We start from the raw sequence: 12,998 nt of genomic DNA, 5'->3' as shown, positions 1-12,998 counted from the left end.
GGAGAGGGACCGAGAGATGACCGACCACACCACCGACCTGGCGACCGAAGCGTTCGTCGCCCACCGCAACCTGCTGTTCACCGTCGCCTACGAGATGCTCGGATCGGCGGCCGACGCCGAAGACGTCCTCCAGGAGACCTGGCTACGCTGGGTCAACGTCGACCTGGGACAGGTGAGCGACCAGCGGGCGTACCTGGTGCGGATCACGACCCGGCAGGCGCTCAATCGGCTGCGCACCATGAAGCGCCGCCGCGAGGCGTACGTCGGCCAGTGGCTGCCCGAGCCGCTGGTCACCACGCCGGATGTGGCCGAGGACATGGAACTCGCCGAGAGCATGTCGATGGCGATGATGCTCGTCCTGGAAAGCCTTTCCCCGACCGAGCGGGCGGTGTTCGTGCTGCGTGAGGTCTTCGAGGTCGACTACGACGAGATCGCCGAGGCCGTCGGCAAGACCCCGGCGGCCGTACGGCAGATAGCGCACCGCGCCCGTGGGCACGTCGACGCCCGCCGCCCTCGCAGGACGGCCTCCCCGAGTGAGACCCGGGCGGCCCTGGAGTCCTTCCAGCGCGCACTTGAGACGGGGAACCCGCAGGACCTCCTCGACGTACTCGCCCCCGATGTCGTTCTGCTCAGCGACGGCGGCGGCGTCAAGCGCGCCGCGCTCAGGCCCGTCATCGGCGCCGAGAAGGTCGTCCGCTTCTACGTCGGCGGCTCCGCCAAGGTCGAGGCCACGATCACCTGGGAGCCCACCGTGGTCAACGGCAGCCCAGCACTCGCCGTACACCGCGACGGCGAGCTCGACGGCGTCATGGCCGTCCGTGTCGAGGACGCCCGCATCACCGGCCTCTACTTCGTCCGCAACCCCGAGAAGCTGACCCGCGTCACCTCCGAGACCCCGCTCACCCTGCGCTGACGCCAACGGCTCGGACAGCACCCGTCTATTGCCGCACACCACAAGAGGGGGACCACACCATGACCAGACAGATGACGGCCGCTGCGCCGCGCGGCCTCACCTTCCTCAAGACCGCGATAGCCCTGCAGACCCTGACCCTCTTCTTCCAGGCGGTCACCGCCGGCATGCTGCTGACCTCGTCCCACGGCTATCTGATGCACGACGTCGGATCGAAGGTGATGTACGCAGCCGCCATGCTGTACGTGCTCGCCACGATCCTGGCCTGGCGTCCAGGCGGCGGATCCCCGCGCCCCATCCTGTACGCCACCGGCTTCCTCCTCCTCGCATCGGCGCAGGTCGCGCTGGGCATCGCGCACGTGCCTTCGTTCCATGTCCCCTTGGGCGTGGTGATGTTCGCCCTCAGCACCCTGGCCCTGGTCCAGGCACTGTCCCCGCGCTTGCCGTTGCGCCCCGCTGCCAGGTCGTAGCCGCCGCCTGGTGAACCGCTGTGGGTGGCGATCTCGACGGTGGACCAAACGGTCACGAGAGCCGCCTCAGCAACGGCCGGCCGGGCCCAGATGCCCGGTGCACTCGGACCGTCCTCGCCGGCGTCGCCCTGCGGCAGCGACCAAGTCGTGATGCGCAGCCATGCCCGGGCCATTGGGGCCCGCGGTCTCAAGAATGACCAGTTCAGAACCATGTCGAGAAAGGCAGGACACCTCATGTCCGTTCGATCCGTGTTTGCCGTGGCCGCTGCCGTCCTGATCGGCGGTTTCGCGTTCGTCGAACCGGCCGCCGCGGACCCCTCGGTCCAGCCGGTCGCCGCAAGCGTCTACACCGTGAGCGTCGGCCGGGTCGGGGCCTCCCTTTCGGCACTGGTCGGCCTCCTCGGCGCGGTGGGCGGCGGCCTGGCCCTGGCCCACCCCACCAGGCAGGGACACATCGTCACCTGGGCCCGGCGGAACGGAGCTGTCACGGCTCTCGCGGCGGGTCTGATCGCCATGGCCGTCGGCGGCAAGGTCGCGGCCACCGCCGACGGCGGTCTCGGCACCGGCAACGGGCTCGGCGGCGCCTACTTCGCCATGCTCCTGGGCCTGATCGCGGTCACCCTCGGCTGGCTGGCCAGCTCCCGTTCCCGCCGAACCCGCTGATCTCATCACGAATCCTCGGTGCAAGGCCCAGCCCCCATTGGCGCGCAGGTCAGTCCCGTCGAAGCGTGGCCTGGCCCTCCTCCCAGTCCGCGAAGGCGTAGCCGAGGGTCCCGTCCGTTGACGGCGTGAGGTTGATCTCCACCACGTCACTGCAGTTGGATCTGCCTTCGGTGATCTGCTCCTTCACCGCCAAGCCCTTGTCGGACTGGGAGATGAGCACCCAACGGCCACTGCACTCCAGGGTCGGATAGTCGACCGTGGCGACGACGTCCCCGACCTTGCCGCCCTTGTACACGGCCTTCACGGGATAGTGATTGCTGTCTCCCTGCGTCACGGTTCCTCGCCAGGTGCCCGGGTAGCGGAACGCGGACTGCGGGCTGGCGGAGACGGCCGAAGTCGTCGGCCCGGGGGTTGCGGTTCCTTCGGTCTTCTCGGATGTGTCAGTCAGCATCCTCGGGGCCAGGGCGCCTACGAGGACAAGGGCGGCTGCTGCGAGAAAGAGAGGCCACTTTCGTACCCGCCGTGTCGTCGGGAGGCTGCTGGGCGAGGTCGGGACGGGACCCCAATGCGGCGACGGCGACGGCGACGGATGCGGAGACGGCGGGGGCGGGCCGGCCGGAGCGGAAGGCCGTGGGGCGGCAGTCTGGGTCGGCCAGTCCGGACTAGGCTGCCGCGCAGCCTGGTCCAGTGCTGTCGGAGGGGGCGTTTCCACCTCGAGCAGGCGGGCCGCTTGCCGGCCGAGGTGGTCGAGGAGCTCCGGTGGCAGCCAAGGGCGCGAGCGGTCGTACCCGGCGGACTCGGCCATCTCCGCGATGCGCTCGGGGAGGGGGCGCCGGGCCGCTTCCTGGGCGAGGCATGCCTCCGCGACATCGCGGAGTGGCCCGCTCAGGCCGTCGAGGCTGGGCGGCCGCGAGACCACAGCGAGCAGTCCCGCCGCGACTCCACCTCCCGTGGCGGGAAACGGAGAGCGCCCGGTGGCGGCGAACACGAGGACCGAGCCGAGACAGAAGACGTCACTGGCGCCCGTGGCCGGCTCCCCGTTCACCTGCTCAGGGGAGATGAAACCGGGGGTTCCCACCACCATCCCGGTGCGGGTGAGTCCGTCGCCGTCCATCGCGCGCGCGATCCCGAAGTCGATCACTCGAGGCCCGTCCAGGCCGAGCAGCACGTTCGACGGTTTCAGGTCCCGGTGCACCAGCCCGCAGCCGTGGATCGTCTCGAGGGCCCGCGCCAGCCCGAAGGCCAAGGCCCACACGGTCTCCTCCGGCAGGCACCCGTGCCGCTGCACCGCCTCCTGCAGGGACAGCGCGGGGATGTAGGCCGTGGCCGCCCACGGAACCGCGGCTTCCGTGTCCGCTGCCACCACCGCGGCAGTCCATTCCCCGACGACTCGGCGGGCCGCCTGCACCTCCCGCCGGAACCTCTGCCGGAACTCCGGATCCACCGCGAGCTCGGGGTGAACGAGCTTCACCGCCACGGTCCGGCCCTGCGCCGAACGCCCCAGGAAGACCCGGCCCATGCCACCGGTACCCAGACGGCCCAGCAACTGGAACGGCCCCACGATCCTCGGATCGCCCGGCCTCAGTTCCTCCATCCCCGCCTCCCTCGCCAACTGAAGCCCCTGACAAGCCCCTGACCCGAGCCTTGAACAGATACCCGTCCAGCCTCACCCGGCAAGCCCCATCCCATCCGGAACAGAGAGTGCGATTCTGTCAGTCTTCGAGCACTCGTGGGGAGATGGCGCGATAAGCCGCAGAGTTCGTCCACGACCGTCCACGATGGCCCGGATCGGAGCCCGTCCGCCGGTCGCTCGTAGCGGGCCGCCGGTTCGTTTCTGTGCCGACGTCAGCTGCCCCCGACCGAGCGGACCGCCCACCGCTGCTCCACTTTGGCCAGCCGCCAGTACGCGAGTGCCGCGGCCCACACGACGACGAACAGTCCGACGATGATGAACCCGACGTTGTCCAGGTCGAGTCCGGCGATCCAGCCGGTCACGGCGTCGCGCAGGTCGAGCTTCTCGTGCACCACGCCGACCAGTTCGATCGTGCCGATGAGGAAGGCGACCGCGATGGACAGGCCGGTGATGGTGAGGTTGTAGAACACCTTGCGTACAGGGTGGGAGAAGGCCCACTGGTAGGCGAAGTTCATGAACGTGCCGTCGAGGGTGTCGAACAGGCTCATTCCTGCGGCGAACAGCAGCGGAAGGCAGAGGATCGCGTACCAGGGAAGTCCGGCCGCGGCGCCGCTGCCCGCCATCACCATCAGGGTGACCTCGGTGGCGGTGTCGAAGCCCAGTCCGAAGAGGAAGCCCAGCGGGAACATCTGCCCGGGACGTGTGATCGACTTGGTGAAGCGGCCCAGGAGGCGGTTCATGAACCCCCGTGAGTCCAGGTGCTGTTCGAGCTCTGTCTCGTCGTACGTACCGGAGCGCATCGCCCGGAAAACCCGCAGGATGCCGACGAGCGCCACGAGGTTGAGCGCGGCGATGAGGTAGAGGAAGGTTCCGGAGACGGTCGTGCCGACGATGCCGAGGACCTGGTGGGTGCGGGAGTCGTCGTTCAGCAGCGTGCCGGCGAGCTGTGCGCCGCCGGCGACCAGGGCAGCCATGACGACGACCACGCTGGAGTGGCCGAGCGCGAACCAGAAGCCCACCGACACGGGCCGCTTGCCGTCGGCCATCAGCTTGCGGGTGGTGTTGTCGATCGCGGCGATGTGATCGGCGTCGAAGGCGTGCCGCATGCCCAGCGTGTAAGCGGTCACGCCGAGCCCGATACCGAACACGGTGGAGCCGACCTCGTAGTGCTCCGGCACGACGAGCAGGAACAGCACCCCGAAGGCGACGACGTGGAGGGCGGCGATCACCGCCAGAAGTCCGGCGGTGCGGACGGTGTCCTCGCGCCGCCAGTGAAAAGCGGTGGGCCCGGTGGGCAGGGTCATGCGGTCACGCTCCAGCACCTCGTGGATCAGTTCGTGAGATGCCGTGGCCGGTCTCCTGGCTGACGGGTCGCCGTGTCCGTCCCGGCCTTCCCATCCGCCTGGCGGCGAACAGTGACCGTGCTCAACTGGGACGGAAACTCCCCGATCACAGTGGCGAGGGCCGCTCCGGCCTGAGCCCCGCGAACTCCACAGGGCTTTCACCGGTCTTCCCGAACACCACGGCCCCACAACCGTAGGCGCGGCCGTCCATTCCTGCATAGCTGCACACCTGCGCAGGTAGGCAAGATCACATCCGGCCTTCTAAGAGGACTTCTTGCGAGACTTCCTGGGAGGACTTGGGAGGGCTTCTTGGGAGGATGGCCTCGTGCTCGACCGACTGCCTGCCTCGTTCTGGAGCGTCCCCTACGTGGGCTCCCGCTTTCCGGGGTCGTCGGCCGTGGCGCGTCGGCCTGGCCTGGCGGCGGGCGCGAACTGCCAGCTGTTCGCGTACGAGGTGCTCCGGCACTTCGGCCTGGCGCCGCCCGATCTGCGGTCGAGCGACCTGTGGAGCGATACGCAAGCCACCATCCGCGTTGCGGAGGCGCAGCCACTGGACCTGCTGCTGTTCAACGCCACGGACGATGCTTACGGCGCTCACGTCGGGGTCTGGGCGGGCGGGGGACAGGTCCTGCACCTGTGTGCGGAGACCGGACGCCCGGCAGTCTGGACGATGACCGAGTTCGCCGAACGGGAGCGCTACCACGTCTTGATCGGCATCAAGCGCGTGATCGCGGCACCGACCACCCGTCGAGGCCGCAGACGTGGCAGTGGCCGCGCGAGCCCGCAGCGCGACGGAGTCGGCTGACGGAAACCGATGCACGAACGCCCCGACGGTGTCCCGGAGCAGGCCCAGTCGCAGCCCCAGCCGCAGACGTCGCTGCGGAACGGGCGCCGCCGGGCGTGCCGTCCTGTGGTCCGCGCTGGGTGTCACTCGAACGCCGCCGCCGCGTCGTGCAGGGCCCGGGCCACCGCCTCCGGAGAGTCCGGGCCCGGGGCGCCCGGGCGGTAGGTGACCGAGCGCAAGGCGCCGGTGTAGCGGAACACGCCGTGCCGTTCGTGCACCGGCCAGGAAACCGGCGATTTGCGGTCCACGCCGACACTGATGCCCTGGAACGGGGCCATGCCGATCAGCTGGTGGACCGGGTCGGGCGCGGCGCGCTCGTCCCCGTCGACCGTGAGCCCGAAGCGCCAGCGCAGACCCGGCTCGGCGGTCGCCGCCAGCAGGATCGTGCGGGTGCCCGGCTGCAGCGGGCCCGCGTCCGTATCACGCAGCGCCCCGTACTCGTTGTACGCGAAGTGCAGCCGCCCCTCCTCGACGTACAGGCTGTACCCGCCGCCCTGGTCGCCGTGCGACACCAGGACGCCGCTGTCGCCCTCCTCGTACGACTCCAGTTCGAGCGTGATCGTGAAGGAGCGGAAGGCGATCAGCCGTGAGGAGCGGTAGCGCTCCAGCTCGGGTGTGCCGGGGAGCAGGGTGACCGGGCGGGAGAGTCTCGCTTCCGCCGGGCCGCGCAGGGCGAGTGCCCCTGAGGCGTCGGGGAGCGGGAAGACGCCGTTGCGCCAGGCGGCCTCCTCCCAGGCGGCGGCCAGCTCCTTCACCAGGTCCGGGCGGCTGCTTGCGAGGTCGTGGATCTCGGTGGGGTCGGTGCGGATGTCGTACAGGGCCCATTCGGAGTCGTCGTACGGCGCCCCCGGACGGTGCAGGGTGACCAGCTTGTGGCCGTCGCGGTAGTAGCTGCGGTTGCCGGTCATCTCGCAGTACTGCTCGGGGTGGGTGCTGTCGGCCGAGGGGTCCGTGAGGACGGGGGCGAAGCTGCTGCCGTCCTGTTCCTGGACGGGGATTCCACGGCGGTGGCCCGGTCGCTCGATCCCGGCCAGCTCCAGCAGCGTCGGCGCGATGTCGGTGGCGTACTGGTACTGGTGGCGGAGGCCGTCGTCGTCGGGGGAGCGGTGCAGGCCCTGTGGCCAGGAGATCAGGAACGGCACGCGCACACCGCCCGCGTACGTGTGTCGCTTGTAGAGGCGGAACGGCGTGTTGGACGCCATGGCCCAGCCGCGCGGGTAGTGCACCAGGCTGCGCGGCCCGCCGATCAGTTCCGGGTCGCGGTCCACGTCCGCAGGCCAGTCCTCCGGCAGCCGCGGATGGTGGGCGAAGCGACTGAGATAGCTGCGGCTGCCCTCGGCGCCGCCCTCACCGCTGCCGCCGTTGTCGGAGGTGAAGACGATGATGGTGTTGTCCAGTTCACCGAGCGCGTCCAGGGTGTCCACCAGGCGGCCGAGGTTCTGGTCGACGTTGTCGACCATCGCCGCGTACACCTCCATGTAGCGGGCGTAGAGCCGCTGTTCGTCCGCGGTGACGTCGTCCCACGCGGCCACGTCCAGGCCGTCCTCGGCGTTGCGTGCGGGCAGTTCCGTCTCCTCGGGGAAGAGACCGTCCGCCTTCTGCTTGGCGAAGCGGGCCCGGCGCAGTTCGTCCCAGCCACCGTCGTAGCGGCCCCGGTGGCGCTCGATGTCGGCCGGCTTCGCCTGCAGCGGGGCGTGTACGGCGTTGTGGGCCAGGTAGAGGAAGAAGGGCTTGTCCGGGTCGTGGGCGCGCAGCGATTTCACCATGGAGATGGCCTGGTCGGTGATGTCGTCGGTGTAGTAGTAGCCCTCCGGGAACTCGTCGATGTCCAGCGGCGAGTTGTCCCGGACCAGCTGGTGCGGGTGGAAGAGGTTGGTCAGCCCCTCCAGCACCCCGTAGTACTGGTCGAATCCCTTCTGCAGCGGCCAGTTGGCGCGGTCGGCGGCGGCGCTGGAGGACGAGTCGCGGGCCAGGTGCCACTTGCCGACCGCGTACGTCGCGTACCCGGCGTCGCGCAGCGTCTCGGCCAGCGTGGGGATGTCGTCCGCGATCTCCATGCCGTAACCGGGGAATCCAGGGTCGGCGTTGGCGACCATGGCGTAGCCGACGCGGTTCGGGTTGCAGCCGGTCAGCAGGGCGGCGCGGGAGGGGGAGCAGAGCGGCTGGCCGTGGTCGAGCACGGCTCTGAGGACGGACGCGGCGTTGGCCTCCCGGCGGCCGTCACCGGAGGTTCGCGCGCTGTGGGGGAGAGGGGTCGGCATGGTGGTCCTTCGTTGTGTCAAGGGTCAGGGGTGTCAGGGTGAGGGGCTCCAAGATGCCGTGTGCGCCGGGAGTTTGGCGACCGGTGGTGGCACGGGCCACGGCGACGATGTCGGGCGCATTGCAGAGTCGTGAAGCGGACCGGAGGAGCCTTGACCCCGTTCCGGAGCGGTGGCCATGCTCTTGGACATGACCGCGACGACACCTCTCGTGACGCGGCTCCACGTCGATCTGGGGCACCTCGCCTCGGCGGCGTGTCGGCACCGCTGACAGCCGCGTCTTCCAGCGGCCGCGCCCGTGTCGCACCGCTTTCCGTGCGGTCGTGATTCCTCTCGTACGTCGGCCCTCATTGCGTACACCGGTCGTACACCGGCGTGGTTTCACCTGCATCGATTTGCTTCCGCTCCGACAGCAACTAACAGTCGCTCTGGCGAAGGGACCCCTTCCAATGACATCCGCACCCGCTGCACCCGCCGCACCTGCGACGGCGAACACCGCTCTCACCGTCGAGAAGGTCGGCGGCCGCATCGGCGCCGTGATCTCCGGAGTCCGTCTCGGCGGCGACCTGGACGAGGCCACCGTGTCCGCGATCCGCGCCGCCATCCTCGAGCACAAGGTCGTCTTCTTCCGCGACCAGCAGCACCTCGATGCCGACAGCCACGAGGCCTTCGCCCGTCTCCTCGGCACCCCGGTCGCCCATCCGACCGTGCCCTCCGTCGACGGCCGCTACGCCCTCGGCATCGACAACGACCACGGCGGCCGGGCCAACCAGTGGCACACCGACGTCACCTTCGTGCCCGCGTACCCCGCCTTCTCCATCCTCCGCGCCGAGGTGATCCCGCCCTACGGCGGCAACACTCTGTGGTCCAACACCGCGGCCGCCTACGCCGAACTGCCGGAGCCGCTGCGCGTGCTGGCCGACAGCCTGCGCGGTGTGCACACCAACGACTACGACTACGCGGCCGTCCGCCCGGACGCCCCGTCCGAGGCACTGGAGCAGCACCGGAAGGTGTTCACCTCCGTCACGTTCCAGACCGAGCACCCCGTGGTGCGCGTCCACCCGGAGACCGGCGAACGCACGCTGATCCTCGGCAACTTCCTCCAGAAGCTCACCGGCTTCAACCGCCAGGACTCCCGCGCGCTGATCGACGTGCTGCAGTCGCACGTCGAGCGCCCGGAGAACACGGTCCGCTGGCAGTGGCGCGCGGGCGACGTCGCCATCTGGGACAACCGCGCGACGCAGCACTACGGCGTGGACGACTCCGACGACCACGAGCGCACCCTGCGCCGCGTCACCATCGACGGAGACGTCCCGGTCGGCGTGGACGGCCGCCGCTCGGTGCTGCTCGCCCCTGAGTCGGTGCCGGAGCCGGAGTACGGGATCGCCTCGGGCGCCTCCACCGACGGAGTGCTCGCGGAGGCCTGAGTAAGGCCTGATCCGAAGAGTGTCACTGGCGGGCGGGACCGAGCGGCACGGCTCGGTCCCGCCCGCCCATCGCCATGACCGCCCGGTCACCGCCTGTGGCCCGTGCGCTCATGGAGCGACCGCGCGGCCGGCGAGGTCAGGGCTTACGGCCGAGCCCGCCGTGCTGGCCGATCGGCACCGGTTCGCCAGACGACGACTCCTCCGGCCGCCACATGGGGACCGAGACGACTCCTGGCTCCACGAGTTCCAAGCCGTCGAAGAACGCCGCGATCTCCGCCACAGGCCGTAGGAAGTAAGGGACCGCGCCCGTCTCGTTGTAGCCGTCCTGGGCCTGCTCGTATGCCGGGTCGGTGCCCCGCGAACCGTCGTTGACGGACAGATAGCTGCCCGGCGGCAGACCGTCCATCAGCCGGCGGACGAGAGAACGTGCCTGATCGTAGTCCGCGACATGGCCCAGGATGCCGCTGAGGATCAGAGCCGTCGGACGCGTGAGGTCCAGCGTCCCGGCGGCGGCCGCCAGGATGCGTTCCGGCTCGTACAGACTGGCGTCCACATAGGCGGTCGCACCCTGCGGGGTGGAACCGAGCAGGTCACGGGCGTGCGCGAGCACCAGCGGGTCGTTGTCGACGTAGACGATCCTGGCGTCCGGCGCGGTCCGCTGAGCGACCTCGTGCGTGTTGTCCACGGTCGGCAGGCCGGACCCCACATCCAGGAACTGCCGCACACCCGCCTCAGCGACCAGGTAGTGGATGCTGCGCCGCAGGAACGCGCGGCTGCTGCGGGCGATGGTCACGATGCCGGGGAAGACGGCGCTGTACGCGTCGCCGGCCTCCTGGTCGACGGGGTAGTTGTCCTTGCCGCCCAGCCAGTGGTTCCAGATACGGGCCGAGTGCGGCACCGAGGTGTCGATCTTCTGGTTCGCCGCCGGTCCGGGCGTGGTCGCGTGGTCGGTCATGGGCACCGTTCTCTCGGCAGAGGTCAGAGGGGTCAGCCCCGGGCGGACTGGTGCGGTGGGGCGAACACCAGTCCGCAATGAATTTCGTACTGTCGCACGAAGCGTCATACCAGAGCGGGACGTTGCTCGCCTGGGTTTGTCAACTGCCCGGTGCACATGATGAGTTGGCGACTACCGTCAGTGTTCGTCGCGCGACGCAGGGCCCTCCCCGGGTCACGCACGGCACTGCGATGCCGCATGCCTGAGTCGCGCCGCACGCCGGAGCCCGCAGGCGCACCACGGCCCACTCCGACGTACCCCGAAGCAACGCGAAGCACCTCCCCGCACCCCGAAGCACCTCCCCGCACCCCGAAGCACACCGACGCACTCGAAGCATTCGTACTAGGACGCTGATGTCTCACCTTCGTGCACCGGCCGCACGTGCAGACCGCCGTGAAGGCGGGCGGCACGGCAATCCGGGCGGCCGTACCGTGCCGCACCTGCCCGAGACGCCCATACGGCCGCAGTTGCTGCGCATCGCGGTACTGCCTCCCGTCGCGGTCGCCCTGAGCGCGTGCGCGGCCGTGCTGTTCACCGTCCGGTCGACGGGTGCCGCGCCGAGCCCCACGCTGTGGGCCGTGCTCTCCGGAGCCGTCGGGGTCACGCTCGCAGGCGTCGTGATCGCCGCCGTCGCGGCGAATCGTGCAGCGAGGACCGTCCGCGACAGCGTCGGCGTCCTGCGCCGCGCAGCCGCCCGAAGCCAGTCCGAACTGCGCGACGTCGTGGAGGCGCTCCGCAGGGGGGACGGGCCGCCGCCGGTTCGTCGGGCGCCTGCCCAGGCCGCCCCGAAGGGCGACGACTTCGCCCAGCTCGCCGACGAACTCTCCCGCACCCACGACGTGGCCGTGGCCTCCGTGGTCAAGGCTGCCCAGCTCTCCAGCCAGGCCGGAAGCGAGCAGAAGGTCGAGGTCTTCGTCAATCTCGCGCGGCGACTCCAGTCGCTCGTGCACCGCGAGATCACCATCCTCGACGACCTGGAGCACGAGGTCGAGGACCCCGAACTGCTCAAGCGGCTCTTCCACGTCGACCATCTCGCCACCCGCACCCGCCGGCACGCGGAGAACCTCGCCGTGCTCGGCGGCGCGGTCTCCCGCCGCCAGTGGACCAACCCCGTCTCCATGACCGAGGTCCTGCGCTCGGCCATCGCGGAGGTCGAGCAGTACTCGCGCGTCAAGCTCGTGCCCCCCATCGACGGCACGCTGCGCGGGCACGCCGTCGCCGACGTCATCCACCTGCTGGCCGAACTCGTCGAGAACGCCACCGCGTTCTCCGCTCCGGGCACCCAGGTGCTGCTGCGCGTGGGCAAGGTCACCACCGGCCTTGCCGTCGAGGTCGAGGACCGCGGCCTCGGCATGCCCGTCACCGAGCAGAACAAGCTGAACGCCCTCCTCGCCGACCCGGACCAGGTCAACGTCGCGAGCCTCCTCCAGGACGGACGGATCGGCCTGTTCGTGGTCTCCCAACTGGCCCGCAGGCACGGCATCGCGGTACGCCTCGGGACCAACATCTACGGCGGCGTCCAGGCCGTCATCGTCGTACCGCAGGAGCTGCTCGGCGCGGAGCCGGGCCAGCCGGAGGCGCGTGGCATCCAGGGACACGTCGCGCCCAGCGCGCCGCAGCCGTCGGAGAACCGCGGCACCGGCGACGGCGACGTGGTGGATGCGCAGGGGCGGCAGCGGGTCACCGTAGCCGAGGCCCCGGCGCCGCACGGCACGCGCATCGCCGTCCCCCGGCAACGGCAGGGGCAACCGCAACCGGCAGGGCCTCCGGAACCGGCAGGGCCTCAGGAACCGACACCGCCCCAGCACGCCGCGTTGCAGCCCTGGTCGCGGAGCCTGCCGCAGCAGCCCGACGGGACCGCTCCCCGACCCACGCCGTCGCCCGACGGGACAGCCAATCCGTCGCCCGACGGGGCAGCCGCGCCGTCGATGGTCTCCACCAACGGAACACTGGCTCGCCCGGCCATCGCACCGGCCGCCACGACGACCACTCAGCCTGCCGCACCTCCCGCTCAGCCCGCGAAGGGCAGAGGCCTCGCGCCCCTGCCCGTCCGCGGAGCCCGGAAGAACCGCCCGAGCATCGCCGAAGCCCTGCCCGGCATCCGGCCTGAGGACAGGCAGGTCCCGGCGGAACATGCGTCGACCCTGCTCACTCCCCGTTCGGAAGCGGTGCGCACCACCACGGACCGGCCGCCCCAGCTTCCCAAGCGGCGCGCTCAGCAGCACCTCGTGCCGCAGCTCCGGGAAGGGCCGGTCCCTCGCCGCAATGAGGAGCACGTCTGTCATGATCCGGGCCTCGTGGCCGCGTTCCGACGCGGCATCGGCCTGGCCGAAGCGCAGTACGCACGTGACCAGGCAGGCGATCGGGCACCCGACGACCGTCCCAGCGCCCGGCACGACGCGGACGAACCGCCCGGCTGACGCGCCCACCCCTCCGTGCCCCCACATGTCCCGCAC

10 protein-coding genes and 1 riboswitch are annotated in these 12,998 nt (G+C 70.4%); of the genes, 6 read left to right on the top strand and 4 right to left on the bottom strand.

The annotated features are described in order from the left end of the window. The first annotated feature begins 16 nt into the window (after nt 1-16). From STSP_RS20330 to STSP_RS20320, 3 genes are all read left to right on the top strand, one after another. Entirely contained in the window at nt 17-913 is an 897-nt protein-coding gene (locus STSP_RS20330; protein WP_067279945.1) for an RNA polymerase sigma-70 factor, read from the top strand. A gap of 59 nt (nt 914-972) precedes the next feature. Next, nucleotides 973-1,380 carry a hypothetical protein gene (locus STSP_RS20325; RefSeq protein WP_067279943.1) on the top strand — a complete coding sequence of 136 codons (408 nt, stop codon included), beginning with the start codon at nt 973-975 and terminating at the stop codon, nt 1,378-1,380. A gap of 234 nt (nt 1,381-1,614) precedes the next feature. Next, nucleotides 1,615-2,043, top strand: coding sequence for a DUF6223 family protein (locus tag STSP_RS20320; protein ID WP_067279941.1), 429 nt, complete (start codon nt 1,615-1,617; stop codon nt 2,041-2,043). 49 nt (nt 2,044-2,092) lie between these two features. Here the strand turns inward: STSP_RS20320 and STSP_RS20315 are convergent, their stop codons facing one another. Further along, complete coding sequence (locus STSP_RS20315) at nt 2,093-3,637, bottom strand: serine/threonine-protein kinase (RefSeq protein WP_067279938.1); 1,545 nt, start codon at nt 3,635-3,637, stop codon at nt 2,093-2,095. A gap of 251 nt (nt 3,638-3,888) precedes the next feature. Further along, on the bottom strand, nt 3,889-4,980 hold the full coding sequence (nicT, locus tag STSP_RS20310; protein WP_067280168.1) for a Nickel transporter NicT: 1,092 nt from the start codon (nt 4,978-4,980) through the stop codon (nt 3,889-3,891). A gap of 28 nt (nt 4,981-5,008) precedes the next feature. Further along, a riboswitch (cobalamin riboswitch) is annotated at nt 5,009-5,216 on the bottom strand. Nucleotides 5,217-5,344: 128 nt separating this feature from the next. On the opposite strand from nicT, the gene STSP_RS20305 reads away from it, so the two are divergent. After that, complete coding sequence (locus STSP_RS20305) at nt 5,345-5,824, top strand: NlpC/P60 family protein (protein ID WP_078067352.1); 480 nt, start codon at nt 5,345-5,347, stop codon at nt 5,822-5,824. Between the two features lie 122 nt (nt 5,825-5,946). Here STSP_RS20305 and STSP_RS20300 read toward each other — a convergent pair whose 3' ends face one another. Beyond that, entirely contained in the window at nt 5,947-8,124 is a 2,178-nt protein-coding gene (locus tag STSP_RS20300; protein WP_078067351.1) for an arylsulfatase, read from the bottom strand. A 446-nt stretch (nt 8,125-8,570) separates the two neighbouring features. On the opposite strand from STSP_RS20300, the gene STSP_RS20295 reads away from it, so the two are divergent. Then, a complete protein-coding gene (locus STSP_RS20295) occupies nt 8,571-9,548 on the top strand; it encodes a TauD/TfdA dioxygenase family protein (RefSeq protein WP_067279936.1) in 978 nt (325 codons plus the stop codon). Nucleotides 9,549-9,684: 136 nt separating this feature from the next. Here STSP_RS20295 and STSP_RS20290 read toward each other — a convergent pair whose 3' ends face one another. Continuing rightward, complete coding sequence (locus STSP_RS20290; RefSeq protein WP_067279934.1) at nt 9,685-10,503, bottom strand: SAM-dependent methyltransferase; 819 nt, start codon at nt 10,501-10,503, stop codon at nt 9,685-9,687. Between the two features lie 392 nt (nt 10,504-10,895). Here STSP_RS20290 and STSP_RS37315 point away from each other — a divergent pair, with 392 nt between their 5' ends. Beyond that, the gene (locus tag STSP_RS37315) at nt 10,896-12,962 is read left to right on the top strand and encodes a sensor histidine kinase (protein ID WP_078067350.1); all 2,067 of its coding nucleotides are present in this window, start codon (nt 10,896-10,898) and stop codon (nt 12,960-12,962) included. Nucleotides 12,963-12,998: the final 36 nt, after the last annotated feature.

The organism is Streptomyces jeddahensis (assembly GCF_001642995.1).
In the GTDB taxonomy this organism is placed as follows: domain Bacteria; phylum Actinomycetota; class Actinomycetes; order Streptomycetales; family Streptomycetaceae; genus Streptomyces; species Streptomyces jeddahensis.
This window is presented reverse-complemented; position numbering and strand designations above follow the sequence as displayed.

What these genes read in the sequence shown, in the direction of transcription:
- STSP_RS20290 (WP_067279934.1), bottom strand. Translation starts at nt 10,503, where the DNA reads ATGACCGACCACGCGACCACGCCCGGACCGGCGGCGAACCAGAAGATC.
- STSP_RS20300 (WP_078067351.1), bottom strand. Translation starts at nt 8,124, where the DNA reads ATGCCGACCCCTCTCCCCCACAGCGCGCGAACCTCCGGTGACGGCCGC.
- STSP_RS20320 (WP_067279941.1), top strand. Translation starts at nt 1,615, where the DNA reads ATGTCCGTTCGATCCGTGTTTGCCGTGGCCGCTGCCGTCCTGATCGGC.
- STSP_RS20330 (WP_067279945.1), top strand. Translation starts at nt 17, where the DNA reads ATGACCGACCACACCACCGACCTGGCGACCGAAGCGTTCGTCGCCCAC.
- STSP_RS20315 (WP_067279938.1), bottom strand. Translation starts at nt 3,637, where the DNA reads ATGGAGGAACTGAGGCCGGGCGATCCGAGGATCGTGGGGCCGTTCCAG.
- nicT (WP_067280168.1), bottom strand. Translation starts at nt 4,980, where the DNA reads ATGACCCTGCCCACCGGGCCCACCGCTTTTCACTGGCGGCGCGAGGAC.
- STSP_RS37315 (WP_078067350.1), top strand. Translation starts at nt 10,896, where the DNA reads ATGTCTCACCTTCGTGCACCGGCCGCACGTGCAGACCGCCGTGAAGGC.
- STSP_RS20325 (WP_067279943.1), top strand. Translation starts at nt 973, where the DNA reads ATGACCAGACAGATGACGGCCGCTGCGCCGCGCGGCCTCACCTTCCTC.
- STSP_RS20295 (WP_067279936.1), top strand. Translation starts at nt 8,571, where the DNA reads ATGACATCCGCACCCGCTGCACCCGCCGCACCTGCGACGGCGAACACC.